This window comes from Lichenibacterium minor (genome assembly GCF_004137685.1).
Classification (GTDB): Bacteria; Pseudomonadota; Alphaproteobacteria; order Rhizobiales; family Beijerinckiaceae; genus Lichenihabitans; species Lichenihabitans minor.
Genome location: NZ_QYBB01000010.1, coordinates 1 through 16,268 on the forward strand (window position 1 = coordinate 1; position 16,268 = coordinate 16,268).

At 65.5% G+C, this 16,268-nt stretch carries 21 protein-coding genes and 3 pseudogenes; 10 read left to right on the top strand and 14 right to left on the bottom strand.

Annotated features, from left to right (window positions below; translation table 11 throughout):
- The 8 genes and pseudogenes from D3273_RS10580 to D3273_RS10615 form a co-directional block, all read right to left on the bottom strand.
- Positions 1 to 482 (bottom strand): ATP-binding cassette domain-containing protein (locus D3273_RS10580; RefSeq protein ID WP_165359455.1); only part of this gene is annotated, 482 nt, incomplete at its 3' end.
- A gap of 175 nt (positions 483 to 657) precedes the next feature.
- The gene (locus D3273_RS10585; RefSeq protein WP_129226300.1) at positions 658 to 1,572 is read right to left on the bottom strand and encodes a sugar ABC transporter substrate-binding protein; all 915 of its coding nucleotides are present in this window, start codon (positions 1,570 to 1,572) and stop codon (positions 658 to 660) included.
- 96 nt (positions 1,573 to 1,668) lie between these two features.
- On the bottom strand, positions 1,669 to 2,502 hold the full coding sequence (locus D3273_RS10590) for a TIM barrel protein (RefSeq protein ID WP_129226302.1): 834 nt from the start codon (positions 2,500 to 2,502) through the stop codon (positions 1,669 to 1,671).
- A 260-nt stretch (positions 2,503 to 2,762) separates the two neighbouring features.
- A complete protein-coding gene (locus D3273_RS10595) occupies positions 2,763 to 3,128 on the bottom strand; it encodes a response regulator (RefSeq protein WP_129226304.1) in 366 nt (121 codons plus the stop codon).
- Between the two features lie 82 nt (positions 3,129 to 3,210).
- Entirely contained in the window at positions 3,211 to 3,375 is a 165-nt protein-coding gene (locus D3273_RS10600) for a CsbD family protein (RefSeq protein ID WP_129226306.1), read from the bottom strand.
- 129 nt (positions 3,376 to 3,504) lie between these two features.
- A complete protein-coding gene (locus D3273_RS10605) occupies positions 3,505 to 4,956 on the bottom strand; it encodes a PAS domain S-box protein (protein ID WP_281011247.1) in 1,452 nt (483 codons plus the stop codon).
- Between the two features lie 53 nt (positions 4,957 to 5,009).
- Positions 5,010 to 5,360 carry a hypothetical protein gene (locus D3273_RS10610; protein WP_129226310.1) on the bottom strand — a complete coding sequence of 117 codons (351 nt, stop codon included), beginning with the start codon at positions 5,358 to 5,360 and terminating at the stop codon, positions 5,010 to 5,012.
- Between the two features lie 289 nt (positions 5,361 to 5,649).
- Positions 5,650 to 6,066, bottom strand: a pseudogene (locus D3273_RS10615) (ATP-binding cassette domain-containing protein); the annotation flags it as partial.
- A 185-nt stretch (positions 6,067 to 6,251) separates the two neighbouring features.
- Between D3273_RS10615 and D3273_RS10620 the strand changes: the two are divergent.
- A complete protein-coding gene (locus D3273_RS10620) occupies positions 6,252 to 7,235 on the top strand; it encodes a hypothetical protein (protein ID WP_129226314.1) in 984 nt (327 codons plus the stop codon).
- 6 nt (positions 7,236 to 7,241) lie between these two features.
- Positions 7,242 to 7,685 carry a hypothetical protein gene (locus D3273_RS10625; protein WP_129226316.1) on the top strand — a complete coding sequence of 148 codons (444 nt, stop codon included), beginning with the start codon at positions 7,242 to 7,244 and terminating at the stop codon, positions 7,683 to 7,685.
- A 19-nt stretch (positions 7,686 to 7,704) separates the two neighbouring features.
- Here the strand turns inward: D3273_RS10625 and D3273_RS10630 are convergent, their stop codons facing one another.
- Positions 7,705 to 7,962, bottom strand: coding sequence for a DUF6894 family protein (locus tag D3273_RS10630; protein WP_129226318.1), 258 nt, complete (start codon positions 7,960 to 7,962; stop codon positions 7,705 to 7,707).
- Positions 7,963 to 8,228: 266 nt separating this feature from the next.
- Here D3273_RS10630 and D3273_RS10635 point away from each other — a divergent pair, with 266 nt between their 5' ends.
- On the top strand, positions 8,229 to 8,426 hold the full coding sequence (locus D3273_RS10635; protein WP_245501104.1) for a transcriptional regulator: 198 nt from the start codon (positions 8,229 to 8,231) through the stop codon (positions 8,424 to 8,426).
- A gap of 581 nt (positions 8,427 to 9,007) precedes the next feature.
- Positions 9,008 to 9,607 (top strand): DUF4760 domain-containing protein, encoded by a 600-nt coding sequence (locus tag D3273_RS10640; RefSeq protein WP_129226321.1) that lies wholly within the window; start codon positions 9,008 to 9,010, stop codon positions 9,605 to 9,607.
- 274 nt (positions 9,608 to 9,881) lie between these two features.
- On the opposite strand, the gene D3273_RS10645 is transcribed toward D3273_RS10640, so the two are convergent.
- Positions 9,882 to 10,847, bottom strand: a complete 966-nt coding sequence (locus tag D3273_RS10645) for an IS1595 family transposase (protein WP_129226323.1) — start codon at positions 10,845 to 10,847, stop codon at positions 9,882 to 9,884.
- Between the two features lie 101 nt (positions 10,848 to 10,948).
- Between D3273_RS10645 and D3273_RS10650 the strand changes: the two genes are divergently transcribed.
- Positions 10,949 to 11,209 carry a DUF6471 domain-containing protein gene (locus D3273_RS10650; protein ID WP_245501105.1) on the top strand — a complete coding sequence of 87 codons (261 nt, stop codon included), beginning with the start codon at positions 10,949 to 10,951 and terminating at the stop codon, positions 11,207 to 11,209.
- Between the two features lie 4 nt (positions 11,210 to 11,213).
- Here the strand turns inward: D3273_RS10650 and D3273_RS10655 are convergent, their stop codons facing one another.
- The gene (locus D3273_RS10655; protein ID WP_129226324.1) at positions 11,214 to 11,819 is read right to left on the bottom strand and encodes a hypothetical protein; all 606 of its coding nucleotides are present in this window, start codon (positions 11,817 to 11,819) and stop codon (positions 11,214 to 11,216) included.
- Between the two features lie 644 nt (positions 11,820 to 12,463).
- Here D3273_RS10655 and D3273_RS10660 point away from each other — a divergent pair.
- Both D3273_RS10660 and D3273_RS10665 read left to right on the top strand, forming a co-directional pair.
- Positions 12,464 to 12,718 (top strand): hypothetical protein, encoded by a 255-nt coding sequence (locus tag D3273_RS10660; protein WP_129226325.1) that lies wholly within the window; start codon positions 12,464 to 12,466, stop codon positions 12,716 to 12,718.
- Between the two features lie 73 nt (positions 12,719 to 12,791).
- Positions 12,792 to 13,214 (top strand): annotated as a pseudogene (locus tag D3273_RS10665) (glycosyltransferase); the annotation flags it as partial.
- A gap of 29 nt (positions 13,215 to 13,243) precedes the next feature.
- On the opposite strand, the gene D3273_RS10670 reads toward D3273_RS10665, so the two are convergent.
- Positions 13,244 to 13,495 (bottom strand): DUF6894 family protein, encoded by a 252-nt coding sequence (locus tag D3273_RS10670; protein WP_129226326.1) that lies wholly within the window; start codon positions 13,493 to 13,495, stop codon positions 13,244 to 13,246.
- A 136-nt stretch (positions 13,496 to 13,631) separates the two neighbouring features.
- Complete coding sequence (locus D3273_RS10675) at positions 13,632 to 13,859, bottom strand: DUF6894 family protein (RefSeq protein ID WP_129226327.1); 228 nt, start codon at positions 13,857 to 13,859, stop codon at positions 13,632 to 13,634.
- 196 nt (positions 13,860 to 14,055) lie between these two features.
- Between D3273_RS10675 and D3273_RS10680 the strand changes: the two are divergent.
- The 3 genes and pseudogenes from D3273_RS10680 to D3273_RS10690 all read left to right on the top strand — a co-directional run.
- A pseudogene (locus D3273_RS10680) lies at positions 14,056 to 14,775 on the top strand (IS1595 family transposase); the annotation flags it as partial.
- A gap of 183 nt (positions 14,776 to 14,958) precedes the next feature.
- Positions 14,959 to 15,159 carry a hypothetical protein gene (locus D3273_RS10685; protein ID WP_129226328.1) on the top strand — a complete coding sequence of 67 codons (201 nt, stop codon included), beginning with the start codon at positions 14,959 to 14,961 and terminating at the stop codon, positions 15,157 to 15,159.
- A 38-nt stretch (positions 15,160 to 15,197) separates the two neighbouring features.
- Positions 15,198 to 15,755, top strand: a complete 558-nt coding sequence (locus D3273_RS10690; protein ID WP_129226330.1) for a hypothetical protein — start codon at positions 15,198 to 15,200, stop codon at positions 15,753 to 15,755.
- 30 nt (positions 15,756 to 15,785) lie between these two features.
- Here D3273_RS10690 and D3273_RS10695 read toward each other — a convergent pair whose 3' ends face one another.
- The gene (locus tag D3273_RS10695) at positions 15,786 to 16,259 is read right to left on the bottom strand and encodes a hypothetical protein (protein ID WP_129226331.1); all 474 of its coding nucleotides are present in this window, start codon (positions 16,257 to 16,259) and stop codon (positions 15,786 to 15,788) included.
- Between the last annotated feature and the right edge of the window lie 9 nt (positions 16,260 to 16,268).

Here is a 16,268-nt window from a genome sequence, read left to right on the forward strand (position 1 = left end):
GAATGGTCGCGCACCTCGGACGCCGGGTCGATGGCGATGCCGAGCCGCTCGAACAGCTTCGCGGTGCGGCGGTTCAGCTCGCGGTGGTCGACGAAGCCGAAGCGGTTCAGCGGCTCGCGGCGGATCCAGATGTTCTCCGCCACCGTCATGAAGGGCATCAGGTTGAGCTCCTGATGGATCATGGCGATGCCGGCCTCGAGCGCGTCGAGCGGCGACGCGATCCTGGTGCGGGCGCCCCTCAGGCGGATCTCGCCGCGGTCGGGCTGGTACACGCCGGCGATGATCTTCATCAGCGTCGACTTGCCGGCGCCGTTCTCGCCCATCAGGGCGTGGACGCTGCCGCGGCGGATCCGCAGGTCGACGTCGTCGAGCGCCACGACGCCGGGGAACTCCTTGCGCACGCCGTCCACCTCGAGGAGGAAGTCGGCGCCGGGAACGGCGCCCGACTGGCGGACCGCCTTCAAGGTGTTGGGGCTCAGCATGGGTGTGCTCCTGTCGGCGTCGCGGCTCCCGCGCGCTGCCCGCCGCCCGCCGGACGGTTCCCCTTCCCCGGCACGGGGGAAGGGCGGGCGACGGATCGGGTTCGTGCCGTCATGGCGGGGAAAGGGGTCCGGGTGCGGCGCGGCCGGGCGGCGAGCCCGGCGCGGCGCGGCGCCGTCACTTCGCCAGGTAGTCCTTGAGGTTGGCCTTCGTGACCTTCTCGAACGGCACGTCGACGATGGACGGCACCTTGTCGCCCTTGATCAGCGACAGCGCCGCGTCGACCGCACCCTTGCCCTGGCCCTTGGCGTTCTGGAACACCGTCACGTAGAGGTTGCCGTTCTGCACCTCGGCCAGGCCGTCCGCGGTGGCGTCGATGCCGCCGATGCACATGGACTTCGGGTCCCGGCCCGCCTGCTTCAGCGCCAGGATGGCGCCCACCGCCATCTCGTCGTTGTTGGCCGCCACGCCGTCGATCTTGTCGCCGGTGGTGATCCAGTTGTTCATCAGGTCGATGGCCTTGTTGCGGTCCCAATCGGCCGTCTGCTTCTGCACCACCTTCAGGCCAGGGGTCCTGGCCACCACGGCCTCGACGTCGGCGGTGCGGTCGAGCACGCCGATGTTGGACAGCTGGCCCTCGATGATGACGATGTTGCCCTTGCCGTTCAGGCACTTGGCCAGCTCCTCGGCTTCCAGCGTGCCCGACACCTTCTCGTCCGAGCCCACGAAGGCGACGCCCGGCGGCAGCTGCTTGTCCTCGGGTTTGCGGTTCACGTAGACGAGCGGGATCTTCGCCGCGACGGCGAGTTGGGTCATCTTCGGGGTCGCCGACGTGTCGACCGGGTTGACGATGATGGCGTCGACGTGCTGGGCGATGAAGTTCTGGATCTGGCTGATCTGCTTGCCGGTGTCGTCGTTGGCGTCCTCGACCTGCAGCGACACGCCCTTGTCCTTGGCCTCGGCCGAGATGGCGGTGCGGACGCTGGTGAGGAAATTGTCGTCGAACTTGCCGATCGTGACGCCGATGGTGGTGGCGGATGCCGCCCCCGTGAGGGCCGCGGTGGCGAGCAGGGCGAGAATCAGGCGCTTCATCGGGTATTCCTCCTGGGTGCTTCCCCTCGTGGGGGACCGTCGGGGCTTCGCCCTCGACGGCTGTGGGGTTTCGTCGGCGCGCGGGCGCCGACGGTATCACGCGGCGGGTCGTGCGACGCCGCCGGAGATGAAGGCCATGCTGTCGCGCAGGGCGGCCTGGATGTCGGGGCTCCGGTGCACCTCGGGCGCGAAGGGCTCGAAGGACACCGGCCCGCGGTAGCCGCCGGCGCCGAGCGCGCGCACCTGCCCGACGGTGTCGAGGACGTCGCCCGCGTCCACCAGCACGCGATGCGCGTCGCGCAGCCCGTCCGCGCCGATGGACGCATCGACCACGCCCGAAACGTGCACGAGGCCCGTCATCTCGGGGAACAGCTCGCCTTCGCCCGCCAGATGGTGGTGGAACGTGTCGTGGACGAGCGCGAAGGCCTTCGCGCCGTCGACGTCCCGGATGGCCTCGACGGCGGCCCGCTTCGAGCGCAGGGCGCATCCGGCGAAGCCCAGGGGCTCGACGAAGCCGGCGATCCCGGCCCGCTCCAGCATCGGCTTCAAGGCCGCGAGGGCTTCGCGCAGGGCGGCGGCGCGCTCGTCGCCCGAGGCCGCCGCGGAAGCGGCGTCGTTGCGCGGGCACAACACGATGCCGCCGGCCCCGCAGGCCGCCGCATAGTCGATGAGGGCGCCCGCCTGCGCGGCGCGCTCCGCCGTCCAGTCGTCGAAGAGGGCCAGGGCATTGATGCTCGCGATGGCGAGGCCCGCGCGATCGGCCATCCGCTCGACGTCGCCCGGCGGCGTACCGTCGGCGATGGCGGTGCCGGCGATGTCGTTGCGGATCTCCACGGCGGAAACGCCGAGGCTGCGCGCCAGGGCGAAGAAGTCCGCGAGCCCCAGCCGGGGAGCGGCCATGTGGTTCAGCGCGAAATCGATGCCGGTCACGTCGGGTCCCGTGGAAAGCCGCTGCCCCCGCCGGAACGGCGCGGGTCCGAAGGAGCGGCAAACGCCGCAAGGCGGGATCGGTGGGCCTTTCGGCCCCACTGGCCCTCGTCCGCCGCCGCGCAGGCGGAGCAGATAGATCGTTCTTGTTCGTTATTGGAATGAATATTCCGAATCGGCGCGCCGGTCAACCGTCGGTCGCGCCGCGGCCAGGCCCCGCGGAGCCCGGCCGCGGCCCCCCGGTCCGGGCGGCGGGCGGACCCTCACCCCTTCGGGCTGTACTTGTCGATCTTGGCGAGCAGGTCGGAGAAGTCGACCGGCTTCGAGCAATAGTCCGTGCAGCCGGCCGCGATGGCCTTGTCCTTGTCGCCCGACATGGCGTGGGCCGTCAGCGCGATGATCGGCACCGCCGCGGTCGCCGGATCGGCGCGGATCAGCCCCGCCGCGGACCAGCCGTCGAGGACGGGCAGGTTCATGTCGAGCAGGATGATGTCCGGCGCCTCGCTCTTCGCCTTGTCGACGCCCTCCTGGCCGTCGGTCGCGACCGCCACCTCGAAGCCGCGGCGCTTCAACCGCCGGGACAGGAAGTCCCAGATCTCCTCGTGGTCCTCGACAAGCAGGATCTTCATCTCGCGTCCCTCATGCTGCGGGGCCCCTCGGGGGCCCATGGTCCCGGAGCCCCCGGAAGGGCTCGCCGTTGAAGCTGTCCGTTCAGCCGCCGGCCCTGCGGCCCGCCACCGCGGGCCGGGCCCGCAGGGCGGCCTTCTCGGCCGCGCCCTCGGCTTCGAGCCCCCGGTTTCCGGTCACCTTCCCGAGGGCCTCCTTGAGGGCGGCCCCGGCCGCCTTGGCGACAGTCCCGATCCGTTGCTTCGACATGGCCAGCCTCCCGGCGCCCGCGACGCCGGGCCGTCCGTCATCCCCCATATGGCATCGCCCGCGGGATCCGCACCTGCCGGCGGGCGCGGACGGGGATGCGGAAGAACTAGTTCGGGGGGTGCGGCGCCATCATCCCGCGCGGGACGAGCCCGCGATGCCCCGCTCGCGCCCCCACACGATCAGCGCGGCCCGGCTGCGGACGCCGGTCTTGCGGAACAGGCTCGCCACGTGGTTGCGCACGGTGTTGCGCGACACGCCCATGCCGGCCGCGATGGCGCCGTCTTCCTCGCCCCGGCACACGAGGTCGAGCACCTGGCGGGCGCGGGGCGGCAGTTCGGCGAGGCCCGCGCCGTCCGCCGCATCCGGGGTGCGCGCCCGGGCCAGCTTCTCCAGCACGGCGTCGGTGAGCCACGACGTGTCGCGGAACACGGCCTCGATGGCGCCGGCCACCTCCACGTGGGTGCGCTTGCGCTCCGACACGTTCTGCGCCGTGACGAGCACGCAGCGCTGCCCGTGGATCTCCACGGCTTCCGCGGCGACGAGGCAGTCGAGCGCGCCGCCGTCGGCCGTGAGCAGCCGGAGGTCGAGGTCGCGCACGCGGCCGTCGTCCCGCAGCAGCCGCTCGATCGTGGCGGCCGCCTTGGGGTCGGACCAGAGCTGCAGGTCCACGGCGTCGCGGCCCACCACGTCGGTCTTGTGGAAGCCCGTTTCCTGCGCGAAGGCGTCGTTGACGAGCAGCACGCGGTTGCCGTCCCGCGTCGCCACCAGGGTCGGCACGGGCGACAAGCGGAACGCGATCTCGAAGCGCTCCTCGCTTTGACGCAGCGCTGCCTCGGCGTGGCGGCGGCCGTCGAGGTCGGCGAAGGTGAACAGCATGCAGCCCACGCCGTCGACGTCGATGGGCTGGCCCGCCACGATGACGCCCTTCTCGCCGCCTTCGGGGAGCTGCAGCACGGCCTCCATCTGCGGGATGGTGCGCCCTTCCTGCAGCCGCTCGATGGCGAGCTCGCGCCGGCTCGCGCCTTCCAACACGTCCACCTCGTAGATGGAGCGGCCCACCACGTCCTCGTCGCGGTAGCCGGTCATCTCCAGGAAGCCGCGGTTGACGCGCACGTGGCGCAGGTCGTCGAGGCGCAGGATCAGGGCGGGGGCGGGGTTGGCCGAGAAGGCCTTCTCGAAGCGCTCCTCGGCGCTGTAGCGCTCGGTCTCGTCGTGGAGCAGCAGCACGAGGCAGTTCGGCACGCCGTCGTCGTCGTTGAGCACGAGGCTGCGGATGCGGTGGACCCAGCGCACGTCGTTGCTGCCGGCGGGCGCCACCTCGACCACCACCTCGTCGAAGGCTTCGCCGGCCATGACCCGTTCCATCGGGTACTGGCCTTCGGGCAGCTTGTGGCGGTTGCGGTAGCGGAGCTCGAAGCGCCGCCGGTAGTCGGTGACGTCGCGGCCGAGCTCCGCCACGGCGGCCACCCCATGCATCGCCAGCGCCGGGGCGTTGGCCCATTCGATCGACTGGTCGGTGCCGACCAGGATCACGCCGTCCGTCATGCCCCCGACGATCTGGCGCAGGTGGCGCTCGTCCACCGTGCGGCGGGGGGGAGTTTCCCCGACCGGGCCCGCCCGACGTGCCCCGACCGTCATCGGGCCGAGTAAACGAAGAAGGAGTTGAAGCTGGAGCCGAAGCTCTTGTCGAGCTTGAAGCGGCACGGGGTGGTCAGCTCGAACGCGTTCGAGTCGTAGCAGTAGGACGTCGCCGAGCAGTAGAACATCTTCCCGCTCCGCTTGTCGACCTTGACCGCCGACAGGGGGCCGAAGGTGCCGCTCCCCTTGGACTTCACCTGTTCGGGGGCTTCGAGGGCGGGCACGTCGGCGAGGATGCGCGCCATGCAATGTCCGTCGGCGCGGGCGGCGCCGGGACCCGCGCCCGCGAGCGCGGCGCCGCACAGCAGCGCCGCGAGGTGGTTCCGGGCGGGCGAACGGCGGTCCATGGCCTTGGCTCCTGTGCGTCGGGTCGCCCGAACGATAGGTCGCGCGGCGCGCGGAAGATAGCGCGGCCGACGGGCCAAGCGATGGAGGCGACGGCCTTCCGGCGCGGGGCCGCGCCCGTCCCGGTCACGCCGCCGCCGCCAGGGCGCCGAGGTGGCGGACGAGCATCTCGGTCGAGGCTGCGAGGTCGCCGGAATTGTCGATGCGCAGGAGGTCGGCCCCCGCCGGCGGTTCGACCGGGACGCTCCGGCGGAGGCGGTCGAGGATGGTCGCTTCCGCTTCGCGCCCGCGCGACGACAGCCGGGCGATGTCGAACTGTTCGAGCGCCGAAAGCGCCACGGCGACGTCGGCGGGGCGCCACAGCCGCAGCAGGGACTGCGTCGCCGGCATGTCGTTGAGCCGGCCGACCAGCACGTTGTTGAGGACGTCGAGCTGGCCGACGAGGTTGAACTGCTGGAAGATCATGGCGCAGCGGGCGCGCCAGTCGCGGAGGCCCCGGCCGCGCAGCGCCGTCACGTCGACCCCGTCGAAGGAGATGACGCCTTCGCTCGGCTCCACGAGCCGATTGATCAGGCGCAGCAGCGTCGACTTGCCGGCGCCCGACCGCCCCACGACCCCGACGAAGCTGCCCGCCTCGATCTCGATCGACATGTCTTCGACGGCGACCTTGTTGCCGTAGCGGCGGCTCACGCCCTTGATGATCAGCATCGCCCCACCCGCATCCTGTAGAATGCAGGCATAGGGCGCGCGAAGCTTTCGTGACGGGTTCGACGTCGCCGGAACCGACGGCGGAGCGCGGTGCTGTCCGGGGCGGGCACCGACGGTTGTTCCCGGCGGGAGGGCGCCCCCATTCGCTTGACGTTTGTTTCCATCCCTGGTCGCATGGGCTCTCGATGGTTCAGCTCAATCTGCGGCCGCCTCCCATGCTGCTCGACGACGGGATCGAAGACCGGGCCCTTCTCGACCTCCGCCGCGCGGCGGCCGGGACGCGCCGGGACGCCGCGGTGCCGACCGGCCCCCGCGACCCGTCCCCCGGCGCCGACGACCTGCCGCCGGAGCTGGCGTTCCTCGTGGCGCAGGGCGTCGCGCCCGCGCTGGTGCGCCGCGCGGCGCGGATCGCCGCGGAGCTCGGCACCCCCGGCGAGGACGCCCTGTTCGGCCTCGGCTTTCCGGACGAGCGCTACGGCCGCCTGCTCGCCCGCCACCTCGGCGCGCCCTACCTCCGCCGCCCGTTGGCGCTGGCGCGGGAAGGCCTGGACGTGGCCGCCGCGGCGGCGGTGGGCTGGGCGCGGCTGGCCCCCCATCGCGGCCGCGTCGGCAACGTTTGCGCGCCCCGCGGGGACAAGCTCCGCCTGCTCCTGGACCGGCATCGCTTCGAGGACGTCGGCAGCTACGACTTCGCCATCACCACCCGCCGCCGCTTCGAGGCTCTGCTGCGCCGGCACGACGCGGCCGGCCTGGGCGAGCGTGCGGCGTCGGGGCTCGCCGGATGGGATGCGGCGCTGTCGGCGCGCGGGGGCGCCACGCCGGCCCAACTGGGCGCGGCGCTCGGCCTCGTCGCGGCCCTGGCCCTCGGCGTCGCGGTCGCGCCGGGCCCGACCGCGCTGGCCGCGTCGGCGGCGCTGTTCTGCGTCTTCGCCGCCGCGGTGGCGCAGCGCCTCGTCGTTGTCGCGGCGAGCGCCGCCCGCACGGCGCCGCCGCCCCTCGCCCCGCTGCCGGACCGCGACCTGCCGGTCTACACGCTGGTGGTGCCGCTGTTCCGCGAAACGCGGGTGCTGCCCCGGCTCGTGCGAGCCCTCGACGCGATCGACTACCCGGCCTTATGTAGGAAACGCAACAAACGTCACCCTATGCGATACCTTCGCAATCGCCTATGATGGCGTATGCTCTACGCCAACTCCCCGCCCCAGATCGTCGCCACCCTCAAGGCCAAGCGCCACGACATCGAAGCCTCTGTGAAGGCCTACGAGGCCAAGCTCGCCCAGGCCCGTCGGGATCTCGCCCACGTCCAGGCGACGCTCGCTCTGTTCGCCACCGACGATCCCGGCACCATCCGAGCCTACACGGACACGAGCCGGCTGTTCAATCGCGGGGAGGTGTGGGGCCTCTGCTGTCAGGCTCTGGCCGAGCGCGGTCCCATGGACACCCGAGAGCTGTCCCGTTGGGTCGCCACGTCGAAGGGCATGGACGCCGCCGACCCGGTCCTGTGCAAGGCCCTCGCCTATCGCATCGTCCAGTCCATGACGCTCCAATGGAAGCGCAAGCGGATCGGCTCGGAGGGTATCAGGAAGGGCGTGCGGGTGTGGGCGTTGCTGAAGGGGGAGTGAGGCCGGGATGCTACGGCGCCTAACCCAGTTTCGGCACCCAAGGCGGATCGCGCGTTCCCTCATACGTCAGCTTGCCGCGATAGACGACCCGCCCCGACTCGTTCCGCACGTCGCACGTGATGACGTGCAACTCACCGTCCGGCAGTTCCTCACGGGCGATGTCGGGAAGCAGGGCTTGGGCCTGCTCCCGCGCTTTTTCGAAGCTGTCGAACTCGTCGCCCATCTCGTCGCGATGGAAACCTTTCGCATCGCGCACGTCGAAATAGTAGAGCGGCATGCCGTGCCTCCACCCCGCTTTGGCAAGGGCACAGGCCTCCCTCAGCCGCCATACGCCATGAGACACCGTGGACGGTGCAACCTGCATCGCAGAAATCGCAACCAGACGCATTCACATAGGCTATTTCACCTTGATTGAGCCATTTTCGTCCTTCCTCCTGATGCGATTGCACGCATGCGGCCGAACAGCTCTGCGTGCCGCCGATAGCCGTGTGAGAGGACACCATGCGCCTTCCATCTCCCGCACAGGTCCGAGCCGCACGCGCCATGCTGAATTGGTCGAAGATCGATCTGGCGAAGGCCGCAAGCGTTTCCGTCTCGACGGTGCTGAACTTGGAGGGGCGTGATCCTGAACGGGTTTCGGGGGGATCTGCAGGCGCTATCCGCGTGGCACTGGAGACCGCAGGCGTGTGGTTCATCCAGGATGACAGCGAAGCGACTGGCGTGATGCTCTGCCCGCGCTGACACAGGCCATCCCGCCAACGTCGGAGAGCGCTATGCCCCAACTCTTCGATCCAGAGGCCGCGCGACTCATTGCAGACAGTCGCGTGGCCGTCGAGGCTTCCCGCCGCCTCATCGCTCAGTGCAAGCGAGACAGGGAAGCGTTCCGGGCTTTGATGGACGAAAGCCGCCGATTGCTGGAGGCGTCACGCCAACCCCGCGAGCGATAGACGGTCGCGCCTGCCGCGTCGCCTCCCTGGCCCTCGGCAAGGCCACCAGCCCGGACTTCGTGGGGTACTGGCAGCGGCATCGGGCGGTGGTGTGAATCCAACGCCAAGGAACCGCATCGGCTGGCATGCGTAGTCAGGCCGCGGGGCTAACGCTCTTGTAAGTTCCGCATCGATGCGCAAATGCGTGTCACCTCGGCGTCGGAACCGATAGCCAATGAGCTAACTTGGCATTAGCTCATGGCTGTGCAAACTGGGCATGCGGCGCCACACAGGGGCGGAGCGAGGGAGACACAGATGACGATGGCAGGGCTTGAGGGATGGACCAACCGCTAATTACCGGTTGAATTGTCTACAGGAATCAGATAGGCGGTTGGTATGAAGATCATACCGGCCGCCTTTTTCGTTGTCGTCGGAGCCATCCTCGCTATTGTAGCGTTGAGGTGGGGTGCTTTGTATCAGGCTATCGCTAAAACCGACCCCCATCCTGATACATATGCTATTTTGATAACGGGTTTTTTGGCTGCCATTGTCGCCATTTGGGGTATTTTAAGCCAGCGAGCAATTGCGAGACGTCAAGTTACTTTAGAATATCTTCTCAAAACTGAGAACGACAAGGACTTGTTTGCAGCTAAAATCGAGTTCAATGAGTTAGCAAAATTGCCAGAAGGGCTTGAAAAGTATGCCTCAGAACAGGAACAGGCATCTTCGCAGGCTAAAGCTATTCGTCATGTGCTGAACGATTTGGAACTTGCTGCGATAGGTATCGAAAAGGGTATTATAGACTACAGTCTATATAGCCGTTGGTGCAGAAGTGGCGTGATTAAAAAATGGAACCAGTCCGAAACGTTCATTCATAAGTTGCGTGCTAGGACTGGAAACGAGGCTCTCATGCGTGAGTTTGAGGCTATGGTTGGATGGTTGAAAGGCTCGAAAAAACTCAAGCGAGGCTACTTTTGGTCTCAATGGTTTTTTTGAACCGCCATACGTCCGTACTGATATCACGCCACCCGCCACACCGCCCCCGGCCCCTTCCCACCCTTCGCGACCCGCTCGCCCTTCTCCAGATATCGCAGGTTCGCCCGCACCCGGTTCCTGAGCCCGCTGGCGTTGTCGCTCTTCACCGTTTTTGCGCCACGTCGTTGTGTGCTGCACCATAATATGTTGCGATGCCGTCGGCGCTCACCTGTAGGACGGCGGAGCGCTACACGGCCCCACCCTCCCGTGCCCACGATGGGCGGGGCCGTGCTCTTCACCCCTCGTTCCGTTCCCAATATCCCTTCCACTGGCGCGACACCGGCGAGGCCAAGGCCAGTTTCGCGGTGCGGCGGAAGGCGTCGCCGTTCGACAGGCGGCGATTGTCCTCCTTCCAAGCGGCTTCGGCGGCGTACTGATAGAGGTAGCGGGCCGAGACGTGATGGTGCTGGCCGTCCACCATGCGGCGGAGGCGGGAGAAGTAGGACTCGGCCTGATTGGTATTCGCCTCGGGGGTCGAATAGCTCTCGGAGTGGTTGATGCGGCCGACCGCCTCAAAACGGTCGTGCAGCACGTCCCAATGGCGGGCCTCATCGGCGTAGACCGTGGCGTCGGGGGCGACGTTGTCGACCGCCAAGGCAACGCCCTCGGCTTCGCTCTCGCGGACAAAGGTCTTCGTGGCGCCGTCGCGCTCGCGGAGGACCACCACCACCCGGCGCTCGCCGTTCTGGTTTTCCGACTTGCGGCGGTCCTTCCGGCTCTCGATGTGGTTGTCGGGGCGGATCTTGCCGCCAAAATACGCGCCGTCGATCTCGACCTCTCCGGCGAGCTGCATCCCTTCCACCTCGGAGGCCAGGGCCTCGCGGAGCTTGTGGGCGAGCACCCACGCCGTCTTGTACTGGCAGTTAATGTCCCGGCCGAGCTGGAGGGCGGACAGGCCCTTCACGGCGTTCACGCAGAGGACGATGGCGGCGCACAGGTCCGTGAAGGCCATCTTGCGGGAGGCGAAGATCGTCCCCGAGGTGACGGAAAACTGATGCGCGCAGCCGGCGCACTTGAACTTGCGGCGGCCCTTCACGTCGTAATGCTTCAGCCCGCCGCAGCGGGGGCACACCGGGGCGCCGTCCGTCTCCGCCCAGCGCATCCGGCAGAAGATGCCGTAAGCCGCGTCCTCGCCACCCTTGTAGATGGAGGCCAGCGAGAGGGTGCGGGCTTCGGCGGAAAGGAGGAAGTGCTGAGCCATGTCATCACCTGCGGTGCATCTGCACCGTTTATGATGGCACTGTGCGGCGTAGTCAATGGCGAATGCCTCGTGTATGATGACATTCGTACCGGAGATGCTTCATGCTCGACAACGTCAGCCCAGCCCCACAAGCCGATATGGTCCCAGGCGGCGAGCAATGGGAAGCCAAGGTGAAGAACGTCCTCAAGGCTGAGCTGAAGCGCCGGGGGATCGGCTACAAGGAACTGGCGGAACGGCTATCCGCGATCGGTGTCTCGGAAAACGAGCCGAACATCCGCAACAAGCTGGCGCGTGGCCGGTTCACCGCCGTGTTCATGGTGCAGGTGATGGCTGCCATCGGCGCCAATGAAATCCGACTTTAAGTTGTCAACTGCTCTCTTGAGCGTTCTGTGATGCCCTTCGTGCGGCGCGCTCTGCTCTCACCGCAGGGCCTCTAGCTTCTTGTTCTGCTCGCAACGCTCTCGCTCGCTCTTGCTCCCTTTCTTCCTCAGCTCTTTTTCGAAGAGGATCTTCCCGTTTCGGAAATAGCACAAATGAGCAGAAGGCGCGCAAATCGAGTTCGTTTGTTGCCGAAAATCTTTGTGTGACATCCCTAACATTCCCAAGCTCCGTCTCTACGGTTGTTTTGGGTGTTTTTGAAAGAGGGTCGTAGTCACATTGATGGCGAAGTTCCTGCAGGGTTACAAACTGAGTGGCGAACTCTTGAATGCTCTCTGGAAACTTCCTCATTATCTCCAGATCGCGGCATCGCGTTTTTGTATTCTCATGAGCTAAAGCTCTGTAGACTTGCTGCCAAGCTCTGCGATAATCCTCCTGGATTGAGCCCATAAAAAGGTCAGCGCACGTTTTGGAAATTTCATGAAAAAGGGCATAGTACAATGTACTGGCAGCCCTATTAAGGTCGGCCTGGGTCGGTTCTGACCCAGGCCGGTTGATGAGGAGCTCAGCGCTAGCGATGAGATCCTGAGTCATCATCTTCTCCGCGCCTCATGCTCTGCTTGGTTCATATATCTGACCATAGGAAATGCCGTAAAACCGGCATTTGCCAGAGACAATCTAAGAACCCGTACCAAGCTCGAAAAACTCCTAGGAGCGAAATTCGAGGGGGGCGTGTTGATGACGACATCTACAGCAATTATGTCGTCACCATCGAAATCCTCACCGTGTCGGCTTCGAACTGACACGATTTTGTCTCCGCCAAGATGCGCTCGAACGGTGTTTTCTACCGTGTCAGACAAAATGTCTCGATGGTCCTCCGCCCTATCGCGAGGCGTGGACGCGATGTCCAGCATGGCTTTTCTCCCCTCCTTGGGACTATCAGTTATTAACTGCCCATCACTAGTGAAGGGTCAATGACCCTTGACATGGTCAAAATTATATGGCACCGCTACCGCGCGGTGCGGCGACGCACTTCAGCGGCGCCTGTAGCGAGCGGTTATTTTTGTATCGTAGCTACTAGGCCGCACTTTTGAACCCCGGTTCACCGCCTTCCCCTCGCGCTGCCTGCTAACCACGTCTCACCCAAGACCGCGCCGGCCTCCGCCACACAGCCCTATTGTGCTCGCCCTATGGCTTTGAGCGTCGGAGATCCGGCGGAGGCCGTGCGCGAGGCGAGCATGATCCCTGCCGAGGATGCGATGGGCCCGGCCCAGATGGCGGCTTTGCTCGACGCCGCGTTCCGTGTTGCCGACCCGCTTTCCTATCTCGACACCACAGCGATGACGTTTCGAGCGCTGGGGCGGGGAGATGACGCCAGAGCCGCGGCGTGGATGGGATGCCTCTATGCGGAAGGGGAGATCGAACTCCTGATGAGCCTGAGAACGACGTGGCGGATGGGACTGGTGCGTAGCCCGGAGAGCATCGTGGGTTAGCATAGAAGCGCCACCGTCAGTGATGGCATTTGTTGCGTTTCCTACATAAGGCCGCGACTACCCCCACGCCAAGCTCGACGTGAAGATCATGCTCGAAGCCTGCGACCGGGGCACGATCGCGGCCGCGGCCCAACTCCGCCTGCCGCCCCGCTACGACGTGATCGTGCTGCCCGACGGCCACCCCCGCACCAAGCCGCGGGCGCTCAACGCCGCGCTGGAATCGGCTCGCGGCGACCTCGTTGTGGTCTACGATGCGGAAGATCGGCCCGACCCCGGCCAGCTCCGCGCCGCCGCGGCCCGCTTCGCGGTCGCTCCCGCCGACCTCGCCTGCCTGCAGGCCCGCCTGACGGTCGACCACGCGGACGAGACGTGGGTCACGCGCCTCTTCGCGCTCGACTATGCGGCGCTGTTCCACGGCGTGAAGCCGGGTTTGGCGACGCTCGGCCTGCCGATCCCGCTCGGCGGCACGTCGAACCACTTCCGCGGTCTTATGTAGCTGCCTCACCAACGAGTGAAATCAGTCGCTTACGCCTCGGGGTAGTCCGGCGCCTCGATCCACTCCCCTTGGACGCTGAGTGTCGTCCGGTAGCGCTCACGGCCTTCGTGACACCGTACCACGGCCGTGATGGTTCGATGCTCTGCATCAACGGCATGGTCTCTGGCGATGTCCGGAAGGAGCGAGAGGGCCTGATCCCGGGCTTCGTAGAGGTCCCTAAGCTCGATGCCGAAGACGTCGCGCGAGGCCTCGCCGCTGTCGTCGATGTCGAAATAGTACATAGGCACTGGCACGATCCTCAATCGTTGACCCAGCTCCGAGTTCGGGAGCGTCTGCAGCAGCCTGACGCGGGCTTGAACTGCATGCAACTAGCCCTGAGGATTTCGGAAAAAAATGATCGGGTGATGTTGAGAAGGCTCACTCAATGTCGAGCTTGGCTGTCCCGCGATAAATGAGGGTCCCGTCTTCGCGCCGCACCCTCACCGTGAAAACCCGTGAACGTCCCTTAAGCATTTCAGCGAGGCCGAGGCCCTGAAGCAGGATGGCGGCTTCTCTGCCGATGTCCTGCGGGTCGGTAAGATCGATGCCGGCTTCATCGCGGACCTGCCGCTCGCCATCGCATGTGTCGAAGAAATAGCGCGGCAATCGTCCCTCCAGACTCCGCCCTATGAGGGGCGTGGGAGCTGATACGGATCGGATTGTCCGATGGTTTCGGAGTGGGGTGAAATACGTCGTTTGCCGCAGGCGCTGCCTTATGGCGGTGGGGCGGAGAGCGCGATCTGCTGTTCTCTAAAAGCCTCATCGCACACAGCCCTGAGTCCCATGCGGACGGTCTCCACGTCGAACGATGCCCATCCGTGACATCCTGCTCGCCATCGCGATCTTCGCCAACGGCGCCAAGGGCCACAGCGCCCTGCAGCTCTCCCGCGATCTGGACTGCCAATATAAGACGGCCTTCGTCCTCGCCCACAAGATCCGCGAGGCCATCACGGCCGACTGTGACGAGCGCACCCTCGCGGGCGACGTGGAGGTCGACGGCGCCTATTTCGGCGGGTACGTGAAGCCCGCCAATGAGAAGGCGAACCGCGTCGACCGCCGCAAGGCCGAAAACCAGACCGGCAAGCGCAAGGTGGTTGTCGTCATGCGCGAGCGAGGCGGCGAGACGCTTCCCTTCGTGTTCCGCTCCGAGGCCGCTTCCGTGTCCACGATCGGCGCCAAGGTGGCGGCCGGCTCGACCCTCTATGCCGACGAAGCGGCGTCCTGGGATCGCCTCCACGACCGCTTCCTCACGAAGCGCATCAACCACCAAGAGGCCTACTCGACGGCCGAGGCCTGCACCAACGGCGCGGAGTCGTTCTTCTCCCGCATCCGCCGCTCAGAGATCGGCATCCACCACCACATCGCCGGCCCCTACCTCCAGGCCTACAGCCAAGAGATGGCGTGGCGTGAGGATCACCGCCGGGTGTCCAACGGCGAGCAGTACCTCGCCATGACGGAAGCGGCGCTGCGTCACCCCGTCAGCCGCGTGTGGAAGGGGTACTGGCAGCGGGCGGCTGACTAACCCTTACGTCCTAACCGTTATGCAAAAATGCCACGTCAGGTTTTTTTCAGTGGATTGTTGCAATCTGCTCAGCATCCGCTACATCGCTGTTCCATACTCTTTCCCCGACTGGCCGCTCCGGCCAGCCGGGGTTTCGCGTACCCCGTTGACGGGGCGGTTAGGGGTACGTCAGGGAGCGGAGCCATGGATAGCCAGGTCGTGAGCAATACACCAGACGCTAATCAGCCGGTTCGGGCTGAGGCCACTTTCATCTCGGGGTGGTTTACCAAGCAGTTCGATGCTGGTAAGCAGCCTAAGTATGGTTATCCTACTAACCACCTTCCTGAGACGACCGACAAGCCCATGGACATGGTGACCGGATTCGTCACTGCGGACAGTAAGTAACTCTTAAGGCGGGGTATCCCGAGAGGTTTGCGTTAGCGATGCAAATTACAAAAGATACCCTGCCTGCTCTTATTGAGAGCGATACTAAGTTCATTAGTATTTTTAAGAGTTATGCTGAAGAGGCTATGTGGTCGGCCCGATTAGTTCCTCAGTTTTCAAAACCTCGGTTGGTCGAGGCGCGAGGCGCGTGGCTAAACGACGTTGATCGCGTCGGCAGTCATGAGAAGCATCTTGTCAATGGGCTGGATCATTTTAAGCAGGCAGGGCATCTTGCCTTTTGGCTTCGTCGCATGTCGCCCCTTATCGAAGCGAGCGATCCAACACAGGATATCCAAGATTCATCTGGGTACGAGCTAGACGAAACCGAAAGCGCGTTCAGAGATCTCCTGTTCGCAGGGCCCAATGAGTATTTGGCGTTCGATTTTGGATTTCAGATCGTAAGATTTTACGAAATGGCGCGTATTGATCGCGTGACTCCCTGTCCTGATATCAGGCCAAGCCGCGATTATTATCAAACTACGTGCCATTTTTTGAAATATAAGAATGTTTCACCCCATGGTCTCCACATAATCTACAAGTCATTGTTTGTTATGTGATGTAAGGTTTTATTTTGCTGAAACGGGCTGTTAAGACGCTTTAGTTGGTTTCAACCGCCACAGCATGTTCCCGTGCCCGTCTTTGCCGGCCGTGACGCGACCGTCGCCCTTGAGTACCCGCAGGGCCTTGGACACCCGCCGGGTATGATCCGCCATGAGCTTGCGGTCCCGCGCGTCCTGGCCTGAGACGGAGAGCAGCGCTTCGGCGACCTGGCGCGACGTGCGCGGTTCTCCCGTTTCCCGCAGCTCGTCGATGCAGCCCCGTGTCAGCTCGCCCCGGCCGAAGATGACCTCGCGCTTCTGCCGGGGCATCGCAGCGTCGAGATCGCCCTTGTAGCCCAGCGTGCCGAGGACGCGGTCCATCGCGGCGACGTCGTTTTTGATCTCCGCCAAGCGATCACGGATGCGCTCCGCTTCGCCAAACAGGTCGGCGCGCTTGGTGAGCAGGCCCGAGATGGTGTGCTCGAAGGTGTCGGTGCGGGAGGGGCGGATGGTGTCAGACATGTCACCATG